The 25,559-nt window shown below is 64.3% G+C and carries 17 protein-coding genes; 6 read left to right on the top strand and 11 right to left on the bottom strand.

Annotated features, from left to right (window positions below; all coding sequences use genetic code 11):
- The first annotated feature begins 71 nt into the window (after positions 1–71).
- From P5W98_RS24250 to P5W98_RS24235, 4 genes are all read left to right on the top strand, one after another.
- Positions 72–788 carry a CerR family C-terminal domain-containing protein gene (locus P5W98_RS24250; protein ID WP_421025587.1) on the top strand — a complete coding sequence of 239 codons (717 nt, stop codon included), beginning with the start codon at positions 72–74 and terminating at the stop codon, positions 786–788.
- A 204-nt stretch (positions 789–992) separates the two neighbouring features.
- Positions 993–1,628 carry a LysE family translocator gene (locus P5W98_RS24245; protein WP_421025588.1) on the top strand — a complete coding sequence of 212 codons (636 nt, stop codon included), beginning with the start codon at positions 993–995 and terminating at the stop codon, positions 1,626–1,628.
- Positions 1,629–1,732: 104 nt separating this feature from the next.
- Positions 1,733–2,299, top strand: coding sequence for a TetR/AcrR family transcriptional regulator (locus P5W98_RS24240; RefSeq protein ID WP_421025589.1), 567 nt, complete (start codon positions 1,733–1,735; stop codon positions 2,297–2,299).
- 245 nt (positions 2,300–2,544) lie between these two features.
- Positions 2,545–2,970, top strand: a complete 426-nt coding sequence (locus tag P5W98_RS24235; RefSeq protein ID WP_421025590.1) for an organic hydroperoxide resistance protein — start codon at positions 2,545–2,547, stop codon at positions 2,968–2,970.
- Between the two features lie 126 nt (positions 2,971–3,096).
- Here the strand turns inward: P5W98_RS24235 and recD are convergent, their stop codons facing one another.
- From recD to P5W98_RS24205, 6 genes are all read right to left on the bottom strand, one after another.
- Positions 3,097–5,379 (bottom strand): exodeoxyribonuclease V subunit alpha, encoded by a 2,283-nt coding sequence (gene recD, locus P5W98_RS24230; protein ID WP_421025591.1) that lies wholly within the window; start codon positions 5,377–5,379, stop codon positions 3,097–3,099.
- Positions 5,376–9,215 (bottom strand): exodeoxyribonuclease V subunit beta, encoded by a 3,840-nt coding sequence (gene recB / locus P5W98_RS24225; protein WP_421025592.1) that lies wholly within the window; start codon positions 9,213–9,215, stop codon positions 5,376–5,378. The genes recD and recB overlap by 4 nt, the downstream gene beginning before the upstream one ends.
- Entirely contained in the window at positions 9,212–12,817 is a 3,606-nt protein-coding gene (recC, locus tag P5W98_RS24220) for an exodeoxyribonuclease V subunit gamma (RefSeq protein ID WP_421025593.1), read from the bottom strand. The genes recB and recC overlap by 4 nt, the downstream gene beginning before the upstream one ends.
- Positions 12,818–12,986: 169 nt before the next feature.
- Positions 12,987–14,258, bottom strand: a complete 1,272-nt coding sequence (locus P5W98_RS24215; protein WP_421025594.1) for an NAD(P)/FAD-dependent oxidoreductase — start codon at positions 14,256–14,258, stop codon at positions 12,987–12,989.
- 189 nt (positions 14,259–14,447) lie between these two features.
- Complete coding sequence (locus P5W98_RS24210) at positions 14,448–15,389, bottom strand: transporter substrate-binding domain-containing protein (protein ID WP_421025595.1); 942 nt, start codon at positions 15,387–15,389, stop codon at positions 14,448–14,450.
- A 103-nt stretch (positions 15,390–15,492) separates the two neighbouring features.
- A complete protein-coding gene (locus P5W98_RS24205; RefSeq protein ID WP_421025596.1) occupies positions 15,493–16,812 on the bottom strand; it encodes an MFS transporter in 1,320 nt (439 codons plus the stop codon).
- Between the two features lie 305 nt (positions 16,813–17,117).
- Between P5W98_RS24205 and P5W98_RS24200 the strand changes: the two genes are divergently transcribed.
- Complete coding sequence (locus tag P5W98_RS24200) at positions 17,118–17,642, top strand: nucleoside 2-deoxyribosyltransferase (RefSeq protein WP_421025597.1); 525 nt, start codon at positions 17,118–17,120, stop codon at positions 17,640–17,642.
- Positions 17,643–17,665: 23 nt separating this feature from the next.
- On the opposite strand, the gene P5W98_RS24195 is transcribed toward P5W98_RS24200, so the two are convergent.
- From P5W98_RS24195 to P5W98_RS24175, 5 genes are all read right to left on the bottom strand, one after another.
- Entirely contained in the window at positions 17,666–19,342 is a 1,677-nt protein-coding gene (locus P5W98_RS24195; RefSeq protein ID WP_421025598.1) for a S10 family peptidase, read from the bottom strand.
- A 29-nt stretch (positions 19,343–19,371) separates the two neighbouring features.
- Positions 19,372–21,042, bottom strand: coding sequence for a S53 family peptidase (locus tag P5W98_RS24190; RefSeq protein ID WP_421025599.1), 1,671 nt, complete (start codon positions 21,040–21,042; stop codon positions 19,372–19,374).
- A 249-nt stretch (positions 21,043–21,291) separates the two neighbouring features.
- The gene (locus P5W98_RS24185) at positions 21,292–22,488 is read right to left on the bottom strand and encodes an NnrS family protein (protein ID WP_421025600.1); all 1,197 of its coding nucleotides are present in this window, start codon (positions 22,486–22,488) and stop codon (positions 21,292–21,294) included.
- 192 nt (positions 22,489–22,680) lie between these two features.
- A complete protein-coding gene (galU, locus tag P5W98_RS24180; protein WP_421025601.1) occupies positions 22,681–23,571 on the bottom strand; it encodes a UTP--glucose-1-phosphate uridylyltransferase GalU in 891 nt (296 codons plus the stop codon).
- Positions 23,572–23,894: 323 nt separating this feature from the next.
- Positions 23,895–24,038 (bottom strand): hypothetical protein, encoded by a 144-nt coding sequence (locus tag P5W98_RS24175; protein ID WP_165976468.1) that lies wholly within the window; start codon positions 24,036–24,038, stop codon positions 23,895–23,897.
- A 233-nt stretch (positions 24,039–24,271) separates the two neighbouring features.
- Between P5W98_RS24175 and P5W98_RS24170 the strand changes: the two genes are divergently transcribed.
- Complete coding sequence (locus P5W98_RS24170) at positions 24,272–25,435, top strand: acyltransferase family protein (RefSeq protein ID WP_421025602.1); 1,164 nt, start codon at positions 24,272–24,274, stop codon at positions 25,433–25,435.
- Positions 25,436–25,559: the final 124 nt, after the last annotated feature.

The raw sequence follows: 25,559 nt of genomic DNA, 5'->3' as shown, positions 1-25,559 counted from the left end.
AAAATTATTCCATTCGGAAAAATTGTGTCAAGTGATATATTTCTGAAAACCTGGGTGCTAACCGGATGCTTATGAACGAACCGAAACGACTGCGCCGCCCGGCGGCGGGCGGCTATGCGCGCGGAGACGAAACGCGCCGCAAGATCATCGAAGCCGCCATCAGCCTGTTCGGGCAGCACGGCTTCGAGGGCGCCTCGACGCGGGACATCGCAGCGCGCGCCGGCGTCAACGCACCGGCGCTGCAGTACTACTTCGAGAACAAGGAAGGGCTTTACCGCGCGTGTGCCGAGTCACTCGCCGACGCTTCGTGGGAGGCCTTCGAGCCCGCCGTGCTGCGCGCCCGCACGGCGCTCGAGCGCTACGCCGACACCGCCGTGCTCATCGAAGCGTTTCTCGACATTCAGCGCAGCGTGGCCGACCGCACCTTCGTAAAGCACTGCGAGCCGGACCAGCGGCTTTTTTTCGCGCGCGAGCAAGGCGGCGGCGAGCCCGAAATCGGCACCGAGGTGCTGCGCGAGCGTGTGCGCATGCCGCTGAACGTAGTGAACTCGGCGCTGCTGGCCCGCATCACGGGCCTCGCCGCCGATGATCCGCTCACCATCGTGCGCATGTTCAGTCTTTACGGGCAATTTCTGCTCTTCTACGTCGCGCGTCGCTCGACGCTCACGATGCTCGAATGGAAAGACATCGATGCCGCAAAAGCCGAGTTCCTCAAGGCGAACATCGGCGAACAAACGCGCGTGCTGCTCGAACACTGGAGCCGGGAGCGTGACGCGCACGGGGCTTGAAGCCTGCTTGACGCCGGCTTGAGGCTCGAAAGGCAGCGGACGCCCGCGTGAGTTTCCAATCCGGAACCAAACCAGCATTTGGATTCGCTTCGGAAACCCCGATCGGCATGGACACTTTGACATTCGAACATCGCCAATTGGCTCGTGCGAAGCGTCTATGCGCGTGCTAGTGTTAAAAACTTATTCCGTGCTTTCGGCCCCGCCATGTCTCCCACTACTGCTGTCGTCAGCATTCTCGCCGCCGTCCTGCTCGGCGCAATGAGCCCCGGCCCCAGCTTCGTGATGGTCGCGCGCAACGCGATCGGCCTGTCGCGCCGGGACGGTGTCGCGACTGCTTTCGGCATGGGCATCGGCGCGATCTGCTTTGCCGGCGTTGCGCTGGCGGGTCTCTATACACTCCTCTCCACCGTCGAGTGGCTCTACGCCGGACTCAAGATCGCTGGCGGCCTCTACCTCCTCTACATTGCCTCGCGCATCTGGCGCGGCGCGGGCCAGCCTGTGATCATGAGCAAGGGCGAAGCGCAGGGAGCCTGTCCGGGCAAATCGTTCTGGACCGGCCTGACGACCCAATTGAGCAACCCGAAAACGGCCGTGGCTTACGGCAGCATCTTCGTGGCGCTGCTCCCGCAGCATCCGCCGCTCTGGTGCTATTTCGCGCTGCCGCCGCTCGTGTTCGCGATCGAAACCGGCTGGTACACCGTAGTCGCGCTTTGCTTTTCGAGCCAGCGCCCGCGCGATATTTATCTGCGCGCGAAGCATTGGATCGACCGCATCGCGGCGGGCGCGATCGCCGCACTCGGCTTGCGGCTGATCCTCAGCGCGGGCCGGCGAGGGCTCTGAAGCACGGTTGATCCGCGGAGCAACAAGGAGCGAAGATGAGCGAAGGAAACAAAATTTCGTTTCCGCACTTGACAACCTATCTTCCAGTAGATAAATTCCAACCCATGGAAACGAAGTTGACAGTACGCGAGCAGGTGTTGGACCACGCCATCACGTTGATGATGCTGCGCGGCTACAACGGCTTCAGCTATCGCGACCTTTCGGAACTCGTGGGCGTGAAAACGTCCAGCATCCACTATTACTTTCCGTCGAAAGACGACCTGGTGCTCGAAGCGGTGAATCAGTACAGCGGCGAAGTCATGCGCGCCCTGCAGGCAGTAGACCCGGCGCTACCCGCGAACGAGAAGCTCACAAGGTACACGCGGATGTTCGGCAAGACGCTTGGCGACGGTGACCAGATCTGTCTGTGCGGCATGCTGGCCGCCGACATCGGCACACTGCCAGAGACGGTGCGCGAGGCCGTGCAAGCATTCTTCCGCGCCAACGAAGCGTGGCTGGCAAAAGTACTGGCGCAAGGCGTAAAGGAAGGCACGCTAGTTGCGCGCGGCAAGCCGGAAAGCGCGGCACGCACGTTGTTCGCGGCGCTGCAGGGCAGCGTGCTGGCGAGCCGCCTGTTTCATACGAAGGCGCGGCTCGAAGACGTGGAAGCAATGTGGAAAGCCGTTCCCTGATGGGACGATCGGAAATGTTTGAACGAAGGCGGCGTGCCGCCTTTTTATGGCAGTATTTATCTATCTATCAATAGATAGCGAGTAGGCGACTATGATCATGCGAACGCCACGAATGGTCGATATTGTCGCTGTAACGTTGTAGCGCAGTTCGTCGCGAAGACCGCCCTCGGTCTGGACGACTAATGATTCAGCCGATTCACACCCGCAGCGCCATTTGCTGCAAAGCTCACCAAGGAGAGTCAGCCATGTCGATCGAAAAAGTTCTCTACACTGCAGAAGCAACCGCCACCGGGGGCCGCGATGGCAGCGCAGTGGTGCCCGCAAGCCATCTCGAGTTCAAGCTCACCACGCCGCGCGAACTGGGCGGCGCGGGCGGCGATGGCGCCAACCCCGAACAACTGTTTGCCGCTGGCTATAGCGCCTGCTTCATCGGTGCGATGAAGTTCGTCGCTGCACGCGACAAGATCGCCATTCCGGCCGACGCCTCCATTACTGGCCGTGTGGGCATCGGCGCGATTCCCAACGGCTTCGGCATCGAAGTCGAACTGCGCATCTCCCTGCCCGGCATGGACCGTGCCGCTGCCCAGGCACTCGTCGACAAGGCCCATATCGTGTGCCCGTACTCGAACGCCACGCGCAACAACATCGACGTCACGCTGACGATCGTCTAACGACGCGCCGGTTATTTTCTCGATTTCCGATCGGAACGGTCGAGCCGCGCAGGCCTGCGCGGCTCGACCTTTTATTTTCCCGTTATCGGATGAGAAACTCCGGCCCGGCGATCCGGCGCTTCAGCTTCAGGCGGCCGCTACATTGTGGGCAAGACCCGCCATCAAGCCGCTCGCACGCTGAACCTTGGCCTGCACTGCGCGGTCGAGCACTGAACGCCCTTCGGGAAGCGCCAGTGTGAGAAACGCGCGCGCCCGGGTGATGCCGGTGTAGACGAGTTCGCGCGTGAGAATCGGACTGTAGGTATCGGGCAGCACGAGGGCTGCATGCGTAAACTCGGAGCCCTGCGACTTGTGGACGGTCAGCGCGAACACGGTTTCGACCCCCTGCAAGCGGCTCGGCGACACCCATTTCACGCCGCCCGTGCCGTCGCCGGCCGGAAATGCCACCCGCAACACTGGGGGCGTGCCGGCCGCCACCGGCAAATCCAGCGCGATGCCAATATCGCCATTCATCAAGCCCAGTTCGTAGTCGTTATGCGTGACGAGCACTGGCCGGCCTGCATACCAGTCGCCGAGCGGCTCGATCAGCCCCTCCTCCTGCAGAATCCGCGCGATGCGCCGGTTGAGCCCTTCCACGCCCCACGCCCCGCGCCGCAGCGCGCACAGCAGTTGGAACTCGGTGTGCGCCTTCAGCACCTCGGCCGCCCAGACGGACAAAGCCTCGGGCGATGCACCCGGCGCGGGACGCAAGACGCCCATGGTGAGCAGGTAATGCCGGTAGCCGCGCCGCTGTGCAGCGTTCTCGTGCCGCTCACGTGCACCTTCATCCAGTGTCTCGCTCACGATGCCATCGACGATCAGCGCGCGCAGCGGCGCATCGTCGTGCGCGGGGCAGATGAGCCGTGCAAGATCCGCGTACCCGTGTCGCCAGATCTTCGCCACGCCTGTGGCGTCGCCCACGTTGACGAGTTCGGCAAGCGCGCCGATCCCGCTTTGCGATGCGAAACGGTGGCTCTCGCGCAACATGGCCACCGCCTGATCGAGCGGCGTGCCGTGCGCGTCGAGCATCCCGGCATCGATTCGTTCGCCCGTCGCGGCTTCGAGCCACGCACGCGACGCTTGCGTGTAGTGGCCTTCACGCGCGCGGTTGCAAAGTTCGCCCAGCACCGCGCCGGCCTCCACCGAGGCCAGTTGGTCCTTGTCGCCGAGCAGCACGAGACGCGCCGTGGGCGGCAAGGCGTCGAGCACGGCCGCCATCATCTCGAGGTCGACCATGGAGGCCTCGTCGATCACGAGCACGTCCACGGGCAGCGGATTACCCGCATCGTGACGAAAGCGCCGGCTGCCCGGCCGCGTGCCGAGCACGCGATGCAAGGTGGTCACCGTGGTGGGGATTGTGCCGCGCAGCATGGCGGCGTCCATCTGATGCGAGCCAAGCTGCTGCGCGAGCGCCTCGAATGGCAACCGCGCGACGGCGCTGGCAATCGATTCGTTCAGCCGCGCCGCCGCCTTGCCGGTGGGGGCGGCGAGACGAATCCGCAGCGGCCGCCCGCCCTCTGCGGCCTGACCGAGCGCAAGCGTCTGCAATAGCGCGAGCAATTTCACAACTGTGGTGGTCTTGCCCGTGCCGGGACCACCGGTGATGATGCCGAAGGCGCTGCGCGCCGCGAGCGCACAGGCGAGTTTCTGCCAGTCCGCGCCTTTCGCATTGGCGCGGCGCGGCTCGAACAGGATGTCGAGCGCGTCGCGCGCGCGCGACGCCGGCAACCCGGCCTCGAGCCGTGTGCCCAGTGCAAGCCGCGCCTCGATGCCCGCGCGCACGTCCTGCTCGTACTGCCAGTAGCGCCGCAAATAGAGGCGCGTGCCGGCAAGCACGAGCGGCGTGGTGCCCTGCTCGCGTCCGACCAGGTCGGGTACGTCGAGTGCGGCCAGCCACTGCGTGAGCGTCACGCCAGCCAGCACTTCGGCAGGCGGCAGCGGCGGCTCGTCGGCGGGCAACTGCGGACCGTCGGGTGGCAAGGACAGCGCGAACGCCGGATCGTCGAGCGTCGCCTGCAAGTCGAGACAAACATGTCCGCGTCCCAATTGATGACTCGCAAGCGCTGCCGCCAGCAACAAGAGCGGCGGCGCGCCGGGCGCTTCGTCGAGCAGAAAACGGGAAAAGGCGCCATCGAGCGTGCGCAGCCAGCCGCGCTCAACCCAACGGCCGAGCGTGCCGAGCATCCGCGCGGACGACTCATATGACGTTGCATGCGCAACCATATCGACCTGACCAGCGATTGGTGCCGGCTCATTCGCCCTCCCGTCCTGGCCGGCATCGAGTGGCTCGTCGAACTGCGCGAACAGATCCCCAGTCACGCCGATGCCGTCCTTCGGCCCGCGCGCCGCCGTGGTACGCCGCTTCGTCATGCTGCGCCCTCCAACATGCCGCGATGCGCGAACAACGCATCGAGTCGCTCGATCAGTTCGCGCGGCGGGCGTTCGCAATGCAGGCCCTGACTCGGCGAGTGGCCGCCGCGCAGGAACAGGTAGACCGCGCCGCCCACGTGGCGATCGTAATCGTACTCGGGCAGGCGCGATTTGAGCAGGCGGTGGAGCGCGAACAGGTACAGCACGTATTGCAATTCATAGCGCGAGTGGAGAATTTGCGAGCGCATTCTTGCAGGCGTATAGGAAGCGTCGTCGGGGCCGAGCCAGTTCGACTTGTAATCGGCCACGTAATAGCGGCCCTCGTGGATGAACACGAGGTCGATGAAACCCTTGAGCATGCCATTGAGCCGCGCCGCATCGAGTGGCGGACGGGCCGCGCCATCCAATGTCATTGCCGTGACGAGCGCATCGAGTTCCTGCGTGTCCACCTTGTGCACGGCGACCCAAAACTCCATTTCGGCCATATACGACGGCTTGTCGAGCGACGAAAGCTCGACGGGCGACACGGCCTCGCCGCCGATCGGCGGCAAATGCAAAGGCATGCTGATGAATTCCAGCATCCACAGCGTGAGCGTGTCGATCCAGCGATCCCAGCCGCGCACGCTGCAACGGCGCGCGATCATGTCGCGCAAACGCGCCGTGTCGCGGTCTTGCGCGATTTCCGCGAAGCCCTCGTTTGCGACCCACTCCATCAGTTCATGCAGGAAGCTGCCTGCATCCGCGCCGCGCTCGAAACCGTGCATCGGCGCGATTGCGGCGGCCTCGGGGACGACAAGCTCGGCATCTTCGTCAACGGGCGCGCTTGCGCCCAGCAGTTCGAGGAACACGTCTTCGCCACGCGTATCGGGGGCCGTGCGCGCATCCTCTTCCGCGCGCGCGGCGTAGGCATCCTGCGCGCCCTCCACCGTCTTCAGGCTCGAATAGCTCGCGATCCACCACGGCATGCGCGCGCGCCGCGGGAACACGCGAGCTTGTCCGCGCGCCTCGTCCGGCGCTTGCAAGGCGAATATTTCGTTGCCTGGCTTCGGTGCCTGCGTCACGGCAATGTCGGCGCACGATCCACGCAATGTCTCGAGCAGCGTCTCGCTCTGGTCCACCGGCAACGTCGCCCCGCCCCCGACGAGGTAGCCGAACGCGCTCGCCTCCACGCTTTGCACAGGTGCATAGCCGATCCACGTCGCGTAACGCGCGCGCGTGAGCGCGACGTACAGCTTGCGCAGGTCCTCGCCAAGCCGCTCACGGTCGGCCTGCACGAGCACGTGCGGGTCCGCTTCGAGCGTGACATGCAGATCGCCGTTCTCGTCGTGCCATTTGAGCGGCACGTCGTCGTCCTTCACGGCGCGATGGGCGCATGCGAAGGGCAGAAACACGAGCGGGTATTCAAGCCCCTTCGACTTGTGTATCGTCACCACCTGCACGAGCCCCGCATCGCTTTCGAGGCGCAGTTGGCGAGCGTCGCCTCCGCCGCCCGCGCTTTCGTCCTCGCGCTGCTCGTCGAGATAGCGAATCAGCGCATGCTCGCCATCGAGTTGCGTGCTGGCCTGCTGGAGCAGTTCGGCCAGATGCAGCAGATTTGTGAGCGCGCGTTCGCCGTTGAGACCCGAGGCCGCACTCTGCCTGAGCAAACGCTGCGGCACATGAAAGTCGTTGAGCAAACGCCTCAGCATCGGCAGGACGCCCTTCTTGCGCCACACCTCGCGATAGCCGCGGAACTGCAGCACGCGCGCCTCCCAGGCGATTTCGTCGCGACCGAGCGCATCGAGCTCGCCCCACGCGAGGCCCAGCGTTGCCGTTGCAAGCGCGCTGCGCACGAGGCGGCCGTCGTCGGGTTCCGCGCAAGCGCCCAGCCAGTAGCGCAACTCCTCCGCCTGCGGCGTCTGGTAAACGGAATCGCGATCGGACAGATAAACGCTGCGCACGCCACGCTGCGCAAGCGCCTCACGAATGGCCCGCGCCTCGTCGCGATTGTTCACGAGCACGGCCATATCAGCCGGCCGCAAGGGCTTCATGCCATGTTCACCATCGAAGCCCGCTGCCTGCGTCTGCCCCAGATTCAGCAGCCGCACCATTTCGCTCGCGCAACTCGCAGCCATGCTGGCGAAATATGCAGTCTTGCTCAACGGTTTGCCGTCTTCCGTGGCGGGCAGCCACCATATATTGAGCGCCGCGAGTGCGCGGTCGTCCGCAACCAGTTCGTCGGCGCGACCATGCGCGTCCGCCGCGACAAACGGCAACGCGTTCGTCTTGCCTTGCCCGCCGCGAAACAAAAACGCACCACTGCCTTCCGGTCGCGACTCCGCGGCTTCGAAGCAACGATTAACCGCATCGACCATCGCTCGCGTGGAGCGGAAATTTTTCTTCAGCGTATAAAGACGCCCCGTGCACGCGCGCCGCGCACGCAGATAGGTATAAATGTCGGCGCCGCGAAACGCATAGATCGCTTGCTTGGGATCGCCGATCAAGACGATTGCCGTCTCGCTGCGATTCGCTTCGATGTCGTAGATGGAATCGAAGATCCGATACTGCACTGGATCGGTGTCCTGAAACTCGTCGATCAGCGCAACCGGATATTGCTTGCGAATGATCTCGGCAAGACGCGGTCCGTTGGGTTTCTTCAACGCAGCAAGCAAACGCGTGAGCAAGTCGTCGAAACCCATTTGCGAGCGGCGGGCTTCCTCCTGCTCGAAGCGCTGCGCGATCCAGCGCGCGGCGTGGCACAGAATGGGCAGCTTCGCCTCGGGGCGCGCGGCGAGCGCTTCGCGCAACGCCTCCATCGCGGAGAAACACGCGTGAGCGGGCGGCTCGCCGTCCTTCCAGATTTCGGCAAGCCCGGCTGGCGTGAGACGAGTCCACACTGCCGCGTCGTCCTTGAAGCCGGGATGCGTGCCCAACGGATCGTTTGCCCATTCGCGCAGCTTGTCGAACCACATTTCGCTGTGCCGCGTATTCAGCTTCTTCGCGTCGAACTGCTTCTTTGCGCGCGCGGCGGCGATCAGCGCCTGCGCTTCGTCGACGCCGGCCCGCCATGGTTCCTTGAGTGCTTCGAGCGCCTGCTGGGCCCGCTCGCGGGCATCGCGCAATGCCACCTCGGGCGCCGGCGCGTCGGGCAGCAGCTCCGTGTGCGCAAGCAAGCCGCGAATCGCGCCATGCAAGTCATCGGGGCTCGCGAACCATGCGCGCACTTCTCCAGCGCTCTGTGCATCGAGCGCAGCCATAAAGGTGCGCCAATAGTCTCGCACCACCTCGGCACGCAATTCGGTCTGGTCGGTTTCCAACGTCTGCGAGAAGAGGCTGTCGCTGTCGAACGCATGCTCACTGAGCATGCGATTGCACCAGCCGTGGATCGTCGAAACGGCGGCCTCGTCCATCCATTCGGCGGCAAGCTGCAAGCGTCGGGCGCATGCGGGCCACTGCTCTGGCGCGTACTCTTCCCGCAGATCATGCAACAGATCAGCACCGGGCGAACACCGCGCAATGTCTTCGGGCAGCGCGCGAAAATACTCGGCCGCTTCGATCAACCGCGCGCGAATGCGCTCGCGCAGTTCCTTCGTGGCGGCATCCGTGAAGGTCACCACGAGAATCTCGGGTGGCGTCAAAGGGCGCATCCCCTCGGGCGCGCTCATCGCTTCGTTCTGCTCGGCGTCCGCGTCTTGCCCGCCATGGCCGAGCACCAGCCGCACGTACAGCATCGCAATCGTGAACGTCTTGCCGGTGCCCGCGCTCGCCTCGATCAGGCGGCTGCCATGAAGCGGGAAGCGCAACGGCTCCAGCACGTCGGCGACCATGTCGTCCGGCGGGGTCGTGTGCGGGGTCATTCGGCTTCTCCAGCGGTATCGGCAACATCCGGCGCGACGCGCCCCGGCTTCGATGAAGCAAGCGGAGCGCGCTGTACCGGCAGCAACAATGACGTTGCCAGCGCAACGAATTCTCCGCCATCCACTAGCCGGTCGAAATCGGCAAACGCCCTGCGCAAATAGGGATTGGTATCGCGCTCGCCCGCCAGGCGCGCCGCGCCCTCATACGCCGTGCGCGCAGCGTCCCACGCTTGCGGCGGCACCATCGAGGACGCCGGATCGAAATCCACCGGCAGCTTGCGCAGCCAGGCAAACGCGGTCTTCACGGCAAGCGGCAATGGCCTGCGCCCACCTTCGTCCCACGCTGCAAGCAACGCGAGCAGCCACGGGCGCGCGATTTCCGGCGCGACGGGCGCGAACTCCACCACGCCCACCTTGCTCACGATCACCGTGGTCACGGCACCCGCCGCAAGTTGCGCGGCGATATGCGCGACCCAATAGGCGACGAGACGATCACCGCGATACTTGTTGTCCTTCACCAGCGTGCCGGCATCGAGAATGACGCGCCCCAGTGCGCCGCCTTCGCCTTCGCGCACGTCGTCGATCCAGTCCTGAAGCACTAACGCGCGGCCATCGATCTGCGCATCGAGACGAATTTCGTATTGGCGCGCGAGCGGCGTGCTCCAGCGCGCAAGCGCCTTGCGCCACGCGTCGAACAGGTCCTGCATCGGCGCGAGCAGTTCCTCGCCGATGACTTCGCCAAAGCCGCCAGCCGCCAAATCACCGCTGCGATGCATGCGATCGAGCCGCGCGCGCGCCACGGCATCGAGATTCTCCTCGCCGCGCTCCATGGCCGTCATCTGCGCGCGAATCAATTCGCCCTGCAATTGCCACGCCTGCAAGGCATCCACTTCGAAGGGCTCGTGGTTCTCGCTCGCCTCGTCCTGCATTTCGAGTCCTACGCGCAGGCGTTGACGAAAGAAGCTGCGCACCGGATCGCGCAGGAATTCGCCGAGTTCGCGCACGGAAAGCGGCTCGTCGCGCTCGGACGGGGGCAATGGCGCATCCGCTTGCGCCGCACCGGCCAGCGGCGCGGGGCGGCTCCATTCATGCGCGTAGGTGTAGAGCGTTGCGCCGTTCTGGTCGGCGGGAAAATAGTCCGCGCTGAATGGCTGCAAACGATGCTCGATCGTCAGCGCATCGAGCAACGCCTGCGGTGCGCGATGCACATCGTTCTCGTCGTGTTCGAGGCGCCAGCCGGTCTTCAGATGGTCGCGCAACTGGCCGACGAGCACCGAGGGCGGACGCGGCGTGTTATCGGTCACGCTGCGGCCCACCCACGAAATATGCAGATGATCGCGCGCGGAAAGCAGCGCTTCGAGAAACAGATAACGGTCGTCTTCGCGGCGCGAGCGGTCTCCAGGCCGATAGTCGCGCCGCATCAGATCGAAATCGAGCGGCGTGCGGCTGCGCGGATAGTCGCCGTCGTTCATGCCGAGCAGACAGACGTGACGAAACGGAATCGCACGCATCGGCATAAGCGTCGCGAACGTCACCGCGCCCGCGAAAAAGCGCTGCGCAAGGCCGCCGCCGTCGAGTTGCCCGAGCCAGTTCTCCGCGACGATCGCGAGCGGCAGCGCATTCGCAAGCGCCGCCTCGCTGCACGCTTCGCGCCACGTTTCCAGGGCGTTGTCGAGGCGTTCGAGCGTATAGGCGTCCTCGCCTTCGCCCGCCGCAAAGAACGTCGTCTTCAATTCGCGCAGGCGCTCGCACCAGACGTCCACGGTGGCCGGCTCGCGCAGCGAACGCCACGCGTGATCGAGTGCATCGACAAGACGCGTGAGTGGCCCGAGCAGCGCGGCGTCGAGCCCGCCGATTTCCGCATACGGCTCGATGCCGCGCCACGTGCCCGAGCGATCGCCCGCTGCATAGCCGAGCAGCATGCGCCGCAGCCCGAAGGCCCAGCTATTGGGCGCGCTCGCGTCTTCACCCTGCGGCAAGCCGAGGCTCGCGCGCTGCTCGCCATGCAGGCCCCAACGGATGTTCGCGCCATCGATCCAGTTGCGCAGCGTGGGCACGTCCTCGGCGTCGATGTCGAAGCGCGCACGCACGGCCGGCACTTCGAGCAGGTCGAGCACGTCGCTGACCGTCACGCGCGCGTGCGGCAGCGAAAGCAGCATCTCCAGTGCGCCGATCAGCGGGTCGAACGTACGCTGCGCGCGGTCCGCGATGCTGAAGGGGATATAGCGCGGGTCGTCGCTATCGACGAGCCCGAACACGGCCTGAATATGCGGCGTGTAGACCTCGATATCGGGCACCATGACGATCACGTCGCGCGGCCGCAAAGCGGGGTCCTCCGCAAACGCCGCAAGCAGCCGGTCGTGCAGGATTTCTACTTCGCGCTGGGCGCTGTGCGCGACATGGAAACGAATCGATTCGTCCATTTGCGGATCGACGGCGGGCCAGTGCTCGCGTGTCTCCGCCAGCGGCCGCAGATCGCGTATGTCGTCCTGCAATTGCTGAAGCAACGTGTGCGCGTCGCCGCCGTCGAACAAGTCGATGCGCTGGCCGATGCGCGTGAAATGCGGCGCGTAGGTCTCGCGCGCTTCGTCGCTGTCGTATTCGTCGAGCAGGCCGATGAAGTCGCGCCCCTGCTTGCCCCACGCCGCCAGCAAGGGCTGTGCGTGCAGATGCAGTTGCGACTCGTCGAGCACCACGGGCGTGCCCGCACGACGGCGCTGGCGCGCGTGCCGCGCGCGCAGCAGATCCTGGTCGGCGACGATATCGGCCCAGTAATGCATACACGGGTTGTGCACGCACAGCAGCACCTGACTCCAGCGCGCGAGCGCCGCGAGCACTTCGAGCGACTGGCGCGGCAGGCTCGAAATGCCGAACACGACGAGGCGGCGCGGCAGCCCGCGCGGGCGCCCATCGCCCTCCTGCCACGCCTGCGCGCGCTGCATGAAAAGCTCGTGCACGGCGGCGCGGCCCGTGAGCGCCGCCGCGCTGCCTTGCGGCGCATTCGCGCTCACGTCGTCGAGCAGCGCGCGCCAGAGCGCAGCCTGCCAGCGCGCGTCGTCAGTCAGCGGAATGCGGTTGTTGCGCGCGTCGATCACCACATCGTCGTGCGCGGCCCATGCGGCGAGCCAGTCGGCGCGATAAACCTGGTACTGGTCGAACAGATCGGCCACGCGCTGCGCGAGCTGGAAGCACTTGCGCTGCTCTTCGTCGCTCGCCATGAAACGTTTGAGCGGTTCATAGCCGGGCGTATCGAGCAACGCGGGCAACATACGCATGAGGCGCCAGACGAGGCGCGACTTGTCGAACGGCGAAACCGGCGGTACCGCGTCCTCGCCCAGCACGGCGCGGTAGACCGCCCAGAGAAAGCGCGACGGCAGCGACATTTCGAGCGCGGCCGCAATGCCGCAGCCACCGTCCTCGGGATCGGCCGCAAAGGCGAGCTTGAGCCATTGCGCAATGCCGTTGCTCTGCACCAGCAGCATTTCCTTTTCGAGCGGTGCGATCGGGTGCTGGCTGATCCATTGCACGATCAGGTCGCGAAGCCGCTCCGGCTCGTTGCCGTGGACGAGCATCAGCCCCGCGGGCAATTCGCGCGCGCTCAAACGCGGCCTCCGCGAGCCGTGGAGGAAATTGCAGCAGGAGACGAGCAGGGTCCGGGGCGGAGTCGAAGCGTGAGAAGCGTGAAAAATGCGGCCATGTCGCCTGATGGTGTTTGTTGCCGATAAGAAACACTGTGCAGGCCGGCTCTGTGAGCCGGCCCGAGGCAACATGTTACGACATTGGCATTTCAGTCGAAGCGCGCAATGCCAGCGCCGCCGCCGCGAACTTGCCGAGGTCCGTGGCCGGATCCCGCAGCGCGCCCACGTCGAGCCGCTTGCCCGAACCCACGAGCTTCTTGCCGAACAGGAAATCCGGCATCGAGCTCACCGCGTCGACCGCCAGCAGCGCGCCGTTTTTCAGGTAGTAGACCGCGAAGCGGCGCGCAGCCGGGTCGCCGCGCACGACCGTCTCGTCATAGCCTTCGTTCAGGCCCACGGTCTGGAGCTTGAGGTCGTACTGATCGGACCAGAACCACGGCGCATCGCACGCGGGACGCGCCTTGCCGACGATGGCCGATGCGGCGAGCTTCGCCTGCTCGACCGCGTTGTGCACGCTCTCGAGACGCCCCGTGCGGCGGTAGTGTGCGAGCGGCCGGCTCGCGCAGTCGCCAACGGCGAACACGTCGGCGTCGGAGCTGCGCGCATCTTCATCGACCTGAATGCCGTTCACGCACGCAATGCCCGCCGCCTGCGCCAGCCCGACATTCGGCGTAATGCCGATGCCGATCAACGCGAGCGTGGCCGGCACGATTTCGCCACCTGCGAGCTTCACGCCCGTAAGCTTGCCCTGTTCGCCCACGAACGCCTCGATCTTCGCGTTCAGGCGCAGATCGACGCCTTGCGCACGATGCTCGTTCTCGTAGAAGGTGGAAACGGTCTCGCCGGTCACGCGCCCGAGTACGCGCGGCGCGGCCTCCAGCACGGTCACCTCGTGTCCGAGCTGGCGCGCCGCGGCGGCGGCCTCGAGACCAATATAGCCCGCGCCAATCACCACGAGCCGCTCGCCGGGCCTCACGCGCTCGCGCAGCACGTCGGCGTCGGCGAGCGAGCGCAGCGCCATGACACCCGCGAGCTCGTGCCCAGGCAGCGTCAACGCACGCGGCGTCGAGCCGGTTGCCAGAATGAGCTTGCTGTATTGCAGCGTCGTGCCGTCGCTGAGCGCGAGTGTGTGGTTCCCGCAGTCGAGCGACTGTGCGCTCGCGCCGAGCTTCAGCTCGATGCGCTGGTCGTCGTAAAACTGGCGCGGCTTGAGCCAAAGCCGCTCGAGCTCCGTTTCGCCCTTCAGGTAGGCCTTGCTCAGGGGTGGGCGATGATACGGCGGCACCGGCTCTTCGCCCACCAGCACGACGCGTCCCTCGAAACCATACTGCCGCAGCAGCGCTGCCGCGTTGCCGCCCGCATGCCCTGCCCCGACGATCACTACCGTGTTGCCTGCTTCCTGCATGTCCGCTCCCGTTCGTTGATTCGCCGCGCGCATGGGCCATGCTCATTGAGCACGGCGCCTTGCCAACCCGGGCTTGCGCCGCACACGGCCTGCGCGCCGGGACCGGAATCATCTCACGTCCGCGCGTCGAACGGCAAAGCCCCGTTCGCGCCTGCCCAACCACCAGCCGGCCCGCGCGGCTGCCACCCGTCAGTCGAACGCACGATCGTTAGGTGCCGCGTAGAGCGCGCGCAGCATGTCGCTCATCGGAAACCCGAAGTTCACGCCCTTGGGCGGCACCGGCTGGTTGAACCACTTGGTGTAGAGCGCATCGATCTCGCCGCTTTTCATGAGTGCGCTCATCGTGTCGTTCACGAGCCGCTGGAAAGCCGGATCGCCGTTGCGCAGCATGAATGCATAGGCTTCCCAGGATTGCGGCGTGCCGACGATCACCCAGTCAGATGGATGCGCGGTCAACGATCTCGTGCCCGCGAGCAGCACGTCGTCCATCATGTATGCGACCGCGCGGCCCGATTCGAGTATCGCGCGCCCTTCCCCGTAATCCTTCGCGCTGAGCACCCGCATGTTCATATGCTTCTCGAGATTCATGCGGCGCAGGATGCGCTCGGATGTCGTGCCCTGATTGGTGAGCACGGTCTTGCCGGCGAGGTCCGGGAAATCGCGAATGCCAGAATTCTTGTGCGTCAGGAGTCGCGTGCTGGCGACAAAGAACGTATCGGAAAACGTCACCTGACTGTGGCGCGCCCGGAGATTGGTGGTGACGCCGCATTCGAGATCGACGGTGCCGTTTTGCACGAGCGGAATGCGGTTCTGCGAAGTGACGGGAATGAAGCGCACCGCCAGATTCGGGCGATGTGTCCTCGCCTTCACGGCGTCGATGACACGGTTGCAGATGTCCTGCGAAAAACCAGTCACGTTGCCGTTCTCATCCACATACGAGAACGGCACGGAAGTCTCGCGATAGCCGATCGCCATCGCATTCGCCGCCTGGATTTTTTCGAGCGTGGGCTGCGCCACCTGGGCGCGAGCGGCTTGCGCCAGCAACAGCGGCAAAACGAGCGTTGCTGCACCGGCCAGACCGACGCACCACGCCGCCCCCCGCCATTGCGCCACACGCTTGAGCCGGTTCATGACTCGCTCCCCCATTGCCGATGTCCGTTCCAATGCGGTTTCGATGATAAACGAAGTGAAGCGCGGGGCACGGCGTGCGCGAGCCACATGTCCCGCCCCGGGTTCAGCCGTTGACGATCTCTTTCGGCTGCAGCAGCGAAAGCGCTGCGCCGAGGACCATCGCCGCCACCACGCAGTACATGCCCGCGTTGGTGCTATGCGTGACGTCCTTCATCCAGCCGATGATCGTCGGGCTCACGAAGCCCGCGAGATTGCCAATCGAATTGATCATGCCGATGGCCGCCGCAGCCGAGCCGCCCGCGAGTATCGCGCTCGGCCAGGTCCAGAACACCGGCATGGTCGCGAGCATGCCGGCAGCGCCAACCGACAGCGCGAGCATCGCAAGCGGCACGTTATGGCCGAATACGGTGCTGAAGTAAAGCCCGAGAGCGGACGCAAGCGAGGCGACCGCGAAATGCCAGCGGCGTTCGCCGTGACGGTCCGCGCTTTTGGCCACCCACAGCATGCTGACGACGGCGCACGCGTAGGGAATGGCGGTCAGCAAGCCCACGTCGAGCGCGTCCTTCACGCCGCTCGCTTTGATGAGCGTGGGCAAATAGAAGCTGATGCCGTAGAGGCCCATCATGCAGCAGAAATAAATCACCGACATGAGCCACACGCGGCCATTGCCGAACACCGAGGCAATCGACGCATGGCCCTTGCCCGCCTGGTCGCGCTCGATGTTTTCCTCCAGCACGGCGCGCTCTTCATTCGACAGCCACTTCGCCGCACGAATGCTGTTGGGCAAATAGAACAGCGTGATCACGCCCAGCACGAGCGAAGGCAGCGCTTCGATGAAAAACAGCCATTGCCAGTTCGCCCAGCCGCCCTTGCCGTCGAAGGCCGCGAGAATCCACCCGGAAAGCGGGCCGCCGAACACGCCGGCAACCGGAATGCCGATCATGAAGAGCGCGTTCATACGGCTGCGCCGCGCGGCGGGAAACCAGTAGGTGAGATAGAGCACGATGCCGGGGAAGAAGCCGGCTTCGGCCACGCCCAGCAGGAAGCGCACGATATAGAACTGGGTGGGCGTCTTCACGAGCAGCGAAGCCGCCGAGATGACCGCCCACGTGAGCATGATGCGCGCGATCCACCTGCGCGCTCCCACGCGGTGCATGAGGATATTGCTTGGGACTTCGAAGAAGAAATAGCCGATGAAAAAGATGCCCGCACCGAGACCGTAAACAGTCTCGCTGAATTGCAGGTCGCTCAGCATCTGCAGTTTGGCAAAGCCGACGTTGACGCGATCCAGATAAGCCGCAACGTAGCAAAGAAACAGAAAAGGCAACAGGCGCAGGGTGGCTTTTGCATAGGCCCGTGCTTCGATATTTTGTCGTTCGGCGCTCGCAAGGCCGCTGGTCGTCGCGCTGGTCGTTGTATTCATGGTCTCCACGTCATGGGTCTGGCGTGCTGGGGCGGTTCACACTCGTTCAAGCGGCACAGGCCAAAACGCTGCCCAAGGCGGGCCGACAAAAATCGGGCCTTATGCCGGTGGCCTTATGCCGGGCGTTTCCGGCTCGAACGTTATCGGTCACGCCTCCGCCATGCAACACCCGCAGGGCGCATAATCGTAGCGGCGCGCAATCGGCACTGTCAACTTTATGTAAGCATGACGAATCTGCGGTCGGGCCAGGCACCTGGCTAGAATCGTCAGTGAGTTTCGTATCGGACACATTGCATGGAGGAGCCATGACTCATGCCGCCTCGCCTCGTCGCCCGCGCGTCTATCTCGCCGGCTTCGACGTGTTTCGCACGGATGCGCTCGCGTATGGCGCCCATCTGGTCGCCACCTGCGGCGAATTCGGCTTCGAAGGCCTGTACCCGCTCGACGTTCACGTGCCCGAAAACCTCGACGGCCCGCGACAGGCCGCGTGGATTTATCGCGCCAATATCGACGCGATCCGCAGCGCGGACATCGTGATGGCGAATGTCAACGACTTTCGCGGCCCGGGCGAACCCGACTCTGGCACCGCATTCGAGATTGGCTTTGCCGCCGCTCTTGGCAAGGAAATCTGGGCCTACACAGCCGACACCGGCACGCTGATCGAGCGCGTGCCTTCGCAACCGGGCGCACAGGGCCGGCTATGCGAGCGCGGCTTTCTCGTCGAGGATTTCGGCCTGTCGAAGAACCTCATGATCGCGTGCGCGGCGCGCATCGTGCAGGGCGATGCGCGCGCATGCCTCTCGGCAATGGCGCGGGGGCGCGTGGACTAACCGCACGCCCCCGGCATCGCCGGTCAGTGGTGCATGGCGCTCATCGTGCTCATGCGCTGCAGCGCACGAATGCGCGCGATCGCCGGCTGGTCTGCCACCGCGCTCTGATAGAGCTTCGCAAGGTCGGCCTTGAGCGCCGTGCGTGAAGCGCCGTCGAGATACACCATGTGTCCCGAGGGATAAAACCGCGCGCTCAGGTTGTCGCGCACCTTCTGGTCCACTAGCGGCATCTTCTGCAGATCGATCACGGTCTGGTAGAACGGCGTGACAAAATCGTAATAACCATTCGCGGACAGCACGCGCAAATCCGGATTCAGCGCCATTACCGCAGCCAGATCGCCCGCCGTGTAGAGCACGATGTTGCCCTGTGCATCGACGCCCTTTTGCGCGCCCGTCGGGTCGATATGGCCGAAGTTCCAGTTCTTGAACGCCTGGTCGTTGAGGTCCGTGAACGACGAGTTGGTGCGGAACTTGAGTGTCTCGTTCAGATAGCTGTTCCACATGGCCGTGTACACGCCGCTCACCGCCGTCATGGTGGGGTCGTTGCCGCCCGCATTCGGGTCGATGTTGCCCGCAATGCCCGTGTCGATCGCGGTCACGCGGCCGTCGTACGCGCCGAGCGCCACGCCCTTGTCCTTGAGCAGCGTGGTGAGAAACAGCGAGTTGCCACGGCTGTCATAGGCGGCGATATCGAGATTCCATGCTTCGAGCGTCTGCGTATCGATGCCCGTAAATTGCGAAAGTTTCTTGAGCGCGGCAGGAATCGCCCGATTTTTCGGATCGGGGAAATGTTCCAGCGCCACGCGATAGTCCGTGCGTGCGAACTGCGCGACCTGGGCCACGAACGTCTGCAAGTCCCTGGGTGCGGGCTTCACGTCCAGCCGCTTGTGGTACCACGCGTCGGCCGCCGCCGTGGGCAGCGCGCCTACCGGATTGCCGCTTTGCGTGTAGTCCAGAATCGAGGACTGCAAGGTGATGCCGTTCAGATCCACGCCGTCCTCGTGAAGCCGATACGCGAGCACGCAACTGCGCGCCGTGCCATACGATTCTCCGAAAAGAAACTTCGGGGAATTCCAGCGGTCGTTCGCGCTCAGGTAGCGCTTGATGAACTGCTTGAGCGAGTCGGCGTCCTGGTCCACGCCCCAGAAGTCTCGGTTGTGATGCGGCGCGATGGCCGCCGAGTAGCCCGTCCCCACCGGATTGATGAACACCAGATCGCTCTTGTCGAGCAGGCTGTCGGGGTTGTCTTCGAGCGTGTACGGCGCGGGCGGCGTGAAGCCTGGCATGGAAGTCTTGATGCGCTTGGGCGCGAACGAGCCGAGCAGCACGAATACCGAGGAAGAACCCGGGCCGCCGTTATAAAAGAACGTTACGGCGCGGTCCTGCGCCTGCACGCCGTCCTTCGTGAACGCCACGTAGAAAATCTTCGCGTTGGGCTGCGAGCTGCTCGGGTCGACCGTGACGAGATGGCCCGCGGTTGCGGTATAGGCAATCGCCTCGCCGCCGATCTGAATTGCATGATGCGTGACCGCGGCGCTCTCGGTCATGTCGGTCACGAAGTCGTCTGGACCGTTGCCGTAGGCAGTGGGATCGAAACACGGCTGGTCGTTCGGGCTGCGGTGCTTGCCGTTGCCACCGTTGTTTTTTTTACCGCTTGCCGTCTTGCTTTTACCGCCGTTGGACTGAGCTTCGTCGTTCATATCGTCTCCTTGCCCGTGGTACGCCGATGCTACGCCGAGCCGAGCGCGGCCGCCACCCGGGTGCCCACGGGCGTGCCCAGCCCCGTGCATGCGTCCCAGCCAGGCCGCGCCGAGTAGTCGCCGTTGCTGCCGCTCGTGATGTCGTTGAACGCGCCAGGTTGCGCGTAGAGCTTCGCGTTGATGAAGCCAGCCGCCTTGGCGCCGCCTGCGCTGTTACCCGCGCTGTTACCCGCATTGATGCGCGCGATGAGCGCGGCCCAGAGCGGCGCGACGGCGCTCGTGCCGCCCACCACGGTATTCGTGCCGCCGATGCGCACCTCGTAGCCGGTGGAAGGATCGGCGTCGGCGGCCACGTCGGGCACGCCGCGCTGCGCGAGCGCGCGAGCCGCGCCGCCACCGCGCGATACTGTCAAGCCCTTCTGCCACGCCGGCAGCGCGAAGGCCGCGCTCACGCCGCCGCCGGTCGCGCCGTTCGTACCGGTGCCCCACACCGTCTCGCGCGTGATCTGGCCATTCGCGGCAGTGAGTTGCGTGCCGCCGCAGCCGAGCGCATACGGACTGGACGCGGGAAAGTCGACATGGTCGGCGCCATCTGCCACGCCGTCCGATGAGCCGCTGTCGCCCGACGCGCAGCATACCGTCACGCCCAGCGCCACGGCCGTTTGCAGCGCATCGTTGAGCGCGCCCAGGGTCTGCTGCGACCATACCGATTCGGGCGCGCCCCAGCTGATCGAAATGACCGATGCCTTGCGCTGGCTGTCGTGCAGGGCCGCGCTTACGGCATCGACGAAACCGGCTTCACTGTTCGGCGCGAAGTAGACGGCAATCAGCGCCCCTGGCGCGAGCGCGCCGGCGATCTCCACGTCGAGCGTGACCTCGGCATCGGGTCCATTGGGGTCGCCGCTCGGCGCATTGGTGGCCTGATCCACCGACACGGCCTCCACGCGCGGCGGCGTCACACCCAGCGCGCCGAAATAGGCGTCGAGATCGGATTGCGCATAGCCGCCGCCCATCTCGATCAGCGCGATGCATTGGCCCTTGCCGTTGCCGGGCGGAAAATCGTAGAGCTCAGCGAGTTGCAGCGGCGTGAACGAACGACTCACCGCGCGCGCGGCGCGGATCGGCGCATGCACGGCGCCATCGTCCGGTTGCAAGGCCTTCTCGGGGTTCGTCGCGGGCGGTTGGGAATCGATGCGAAAATGCGGCTGCACCTTGGCACGGCTGTCGAGACCGACCACGGCCGTGACCACCCCATGCAGGTCTTCGGGAAGATGCACGGGGCCGGTGGGCTGGCGAAAGTGCTGCTTGAGCGTGCCGACCTGATGCTCGAAGCGCTGCAAGTCCACGCCGAACGCCGCGTTGTACTGCTGCACAGTCCCGGAGAGCACGACGCGACGCGTATCGCGATCGGCCTTCACGACCGCGAGGCCATGCGTCTTTGCGAATGCCTCCACGCGCGCGACGTCGGCGGCATCGGCGCTGAAGCGCTGCTCGTATTGCTCGCGGGAAATCGGCTGCGCGCCGGGCGCACCCGTCGCGATCCGTTCGACCAGCTCGCGAAATGCACGCTCGGACTGGCGACGCACGATCACAACGACGTTGAAATGCTCCGTGGGATCACACGCACCCATGCATTGCGCGCCGGCGGGCACCGGATGTTCACTGCCTGCGCCGGAATCTGATACGGGATGCCTGGTCATGGACGGATCTCCTCGATGAACACGTAACCGTTCGCGTTCGGACACGCAATCGATTATGCGAGTTCCACGCGCGGCGTGCATCGCCGACCTCCATCCCATGGTTACCGATGCATCGAGCATCCTTTGCAGCGCGTCGAGCGCACATGCGGCACGCATGGGAAAGCACGCCGTCAAGCATGCCGCGTGCCCATGCCCGTCACTCGCGATTGGCTAGCCTTGACCAGACCATGCTCTTCAAATCGAATTTTATTAGCCTTCCTTACCGTCCAGGCGAGGACTCCAAAGCCAGCCAGCGTAGCGCCCGCAATACACGGCAAATGCGGCGATCCAGCAAGCACCCGAAACTTCGATCGCCAGCAGCATCTGCTGCGGCCACAGCGCCGGAACCAGCACGCGCAGGATCGCAGCAAGCACGAGCAAGCCGTAACACACGTGCTCGGCGTGTCCCGCTTTCAGCGGCCGGCCCGTATGGCCGCGCGCGGTGCGCGTGATCATCGCCACGATGGCGCAACCGACCGCGCCCACCGTGAACGCATGAATCGCTAGCGAATGACCGACCAGGTCCAGCGCCGCGAGCGCGAGCATCGCAAAGCCAAGCGGTATCCACGCGTAGGCGATATGCAGGATGGCAAGAATGGGACGATTGCCGACGCGCCACGAACGCCAGCCCAAAATGCGCGCGCCTTGCGCACACGCGGCGAGCGCGGCGGCGATAGCAATGGCAGGACCCGGCGCGCCGAACCCATCGAGCACGAACGCGAGCGCGGTCAACGGCAGCACGGCCGCCTCAACAAAACGCCAGCGGCGGAACGCATAACCGGGAACGGCGTTTACGGTAAAGGACGGAATGATGCGCCCGCCGATGATCGTGACGAACATCACGAGCAAGCCGACCGCGATATACGCGCCATGCAGGGCCCAGTCGGGGCGCTCCAGAATTGCGGCCAGATGAAAGACCAGGTTGGTCAGCGCAAGCAGCCCCAACGCAACGGGCAGAAAGTTGTTGTGGCGGTTTTTCGCATGCACGAGCACGCGCAGCAACACGAGTGCGCAAATCGGCAAGAACGCCACGTCGACGGCCATGGCGACCGCCAGCGGCGCATACCCCACGGCCAGGCGCCCGGCGAGCCACAACAGCCACAACGCCGCGAGCGACTTGCCCTGCGCGGGCGTAATGGCGGTCCATGCGCGCACCGCGGTCAGCAGAAAACCCGCGACGATCGCGGCGGCGAAGCCGAAGATCATTTCATGGACATGCCAAAGCATGCCCGGTAAATACGGATGCAAACCCGGCAGCGGATGCCCGCCGAGTTCGGCCAGCCAGACCAGCATGGCCGCCGTGCCGAACAGCGCGCCGCCCAGATAGAACGGACGAAAACCGAGCGCCCACAACGCAAAGCCACGCGGCGCACGCGCGGGCGGCCCACCAATCCGGTACAGATCCATGTTCGCTCTCCGGCATCAAAGATGCATTTTATTTACATCTTATATGCGCCGGAGCGTTCGTGCTGATGCGACATTTCCTCGCAGCGGACCGGAAATCGTGATAACTCGTACAAATATGCGCAAAAAAGCACGCTGCACTCCAACGTGCGCAGCGTGCATTTTAAGGATAGCTAACGTTCAGCTACAGGTGACTCAGGCCGCTGCAGCCAATGCCTGCGGCAGATGGTTCTGCAAATACGCTTCGAACTCGTCCTTCACCTCGGGGTGGCGCAGCGCGAATTCAACCGTGGCCTTCAGGTAGCCGATCTTGCTGCCGCAGTCGAAACGCGTGCCCATGTAGCGATACGCGAGAACCTGCTCTTCCGTGAGGAGCGATTGCAGCGCATCGGTGAGCTGGAGCTCACCGCCCGCGCCCGGCTTGAGCGAACGCAGGTGATTGAAGATCGTCGGCATCAGCACATAGCGGCCGACCACGCCCAGATTCGACGGCGCGACTTCCGGCGCGGGCTTTTCCACGATGCCCGAAAGCTTGAACACGTCTTCTTCCCACTCGCGGCCATCGACGATGCCGTACGAAGCGCTGTTTTCACGCGCGATCGCTTCCACGCCCACGATCGAGCTGTGATAGTGATTGAAGGTGTCGACGAGCTGCTTCATGACCGGCTTGGGGCTGTAAAGCAGGTCGTCGGCGAGAATCACGGCGAACGGCGCGCCGCCCACGAGCTTTTCGGCGCACATGACGGCGTGGCCGAGGCCCAGTGCTTCAGCCTGGCGCACGTAAAAGCAGTCCACGTTGGCCGGCTTGATGCTGCGCACCAGATCTAGCAGCTTCTGCTTGTTGCGCGCTTCGAGTTCGGCTTCGATCTCGTACGACTTGTCGAAATGATCCTCGATCGCGCGCTTGCTGCGGCCGGTCACGAAAATCATTTCGGTGATTCCCGCGGCAATCGCCTCTTCCACCGCGTATTGAATGAGCGGCTTGTCGACGATCGGCAGCATCTCCTTGGGGCTGGCCTTGGTGGCAGGCAAGAAGCGCGTACCGAGGCCCGCAACAGGAAATACCGCTTTGGTAACTTTGAGCATGATGTTCATTCCCACTTCGATCGTTTGAGTAACGGTCTCGCAGCAAGGCAAGCCGGCGTCCCCGAGGGTCTATGGGGCAGTTTTTATTTTCAAAAGGGTCGGGTCCGTCCAGCATGAAAAAAATCGGACGAAATTCCGCTTGCGAAAGTCAAACAGACTTGCGGAAATTATTGCCTGATTGATTACCATGCAGTCCGGATAATCGGCATGAATTTCCTGACCTGGTTGCCATTATTTCCATCTGCCAGGCAAGCAGATTCAAGCGATTTGCAATCATGGCGCTATATGAGCGACGCAATTCAGATATTGCATGGCCGCGCAGTCTACTCGACTTCGTCCGCGGGCGGCAAGCCGCCCGTTTGCGTGCGCGAACGTCTGATAGGCTCGTTGCGCAGCGCCTCGCGATACGCCGACACCGCGACGAGAATCAACAGCACGGCAATGCCGGCCAGCAAATGCAGGTTCATCGAAATCTCCATCGACCTAAGGCGATCCCCATCAAACTAGCATTTCAAATCACACAAATAAATCGCTTTCGCGTTACAAGATTTTATTTTTCGATTTCGGCGGGATTGCAGATTTTTTACGCCATTTCAGATAATTGCCCCGAATACTTTTTGAAAAAATTTCGCATAATTTCCCCCTTCGAAGCCCCTATGATCGCCAGGTAGCCTCCCACTATCACGCACGCCACGCCCCAATGAGCGATCCCGCACTCGAAACCGTCGTACCCCGAGCAACCGCCATGCCCGCCGCCGCGCGGCCAGCAGTGGCCAGCGCCGCCGCGAGCGACCACTTGATCGACGCGCTGCGCGGCTTTGCTGCCCTGCTGGTGGCGTATTTCCATTGCCGCCAGGTCACCTGGATTGGCATGGGCGCGTTCCACCAGACCCACGCGAGCCTGGCGAACCCCGGCACGATCGCCGCGTGGCTCACGCTTCCGGTCGCGTGGGGTTCGGCCGGCGTGCCGATTTTCTTCGTCATCAGCGGCTATTGCATTCACCGCAGCGGCGCGGCGCGCCTGCTGAAGAACCCCGACTTCCGGCTCGACGCCGGGCAATTCTGGCTGCGCCGTTTCGTGCGGATCTATCCCGTGTTGCTCGCCGCGCTCGTGCTCACCTTCGTGGCCGATTCGTTCAGTCTCACGATGACGCCCGTGAGCCACAAGATTCTCGACATCGGGCCGCGCGCGTTCCTCGTCAACCTGTTCTCGCTGCAAGGCGTAGCGGGCCCGACCTACGGCTCGAACGGCGCGCTCTGGACGCTTTCGCTCGAAGTGCAGTTCTACCTGCTCTATCCGCTGCTTTTCGCCGTGCGCCGGCGCGTCGGGCTCAATGCGGTGCTCATCGGCATTGCGGCGATCAACGTGGTTTCGGCACTCACGCTCGCGCCGCGTGAGATCGTTTTCTTCACGTCGTACTGGTTCTCGTGGATGCTCGGCGCGTGGATTGCCGAAGCGCGTTTGCGCGGTTCGGAGGGCTTTCGCTTTGCCTATGCGGCCTCGGCGCTGTTCGCGGTGGCGGGCTGCGTGGCGTTCCACTTCGGGCAATACGGCGCATTCCAGCTTTGGGCCTGCTCTTTCGCGTGCTACCTCGTGAAAGCGCTTGCGCGGCCGGGCGCGCCGGGCGGCGTGATCATGCAAGTGTTTTCGAAGCTCGGCGCATTCAGCTATTCGCTCTACCTGATTCACCTGCCGCTTTTCGTGCTGCTCGGCTCGCTGCTGTTCCGTTCGGCCCTGCAAACCTCAATCTGGGCTTCGTTCGGCTTCACGCTCGCCGTGCTGCCGGTTGCGTGGGTGTTTTATCGGCTCTTTGAGCTGCCGGCGCTGAATGTTGCTGCGCGCCTGCGCAAACGGGCTGCATGAGGAACGCAGAAAGCACGCTTTAGATCGCGCATAGCCATCTCGTGAATATTGGGCCGCTATACAAGCGGCCCGTTTTCTTTCACCCACGCCCGGAGCCACACTCAAAAAAATAGCGGGGCCACTT

The organism is Paraburkholderia sp. A1BS-2L, from assembly GCF_051125205.1.
Taxonomy (GTDB): domain Bacteria; phylum Pseudomonadota; class Gammaproteobacteria; order Burkholderiales; family Burkholderiaceae; genus Paraburkholderia.
This window is presented reverse-complemented; position numbering and strand designations above follow the sequence as displayed.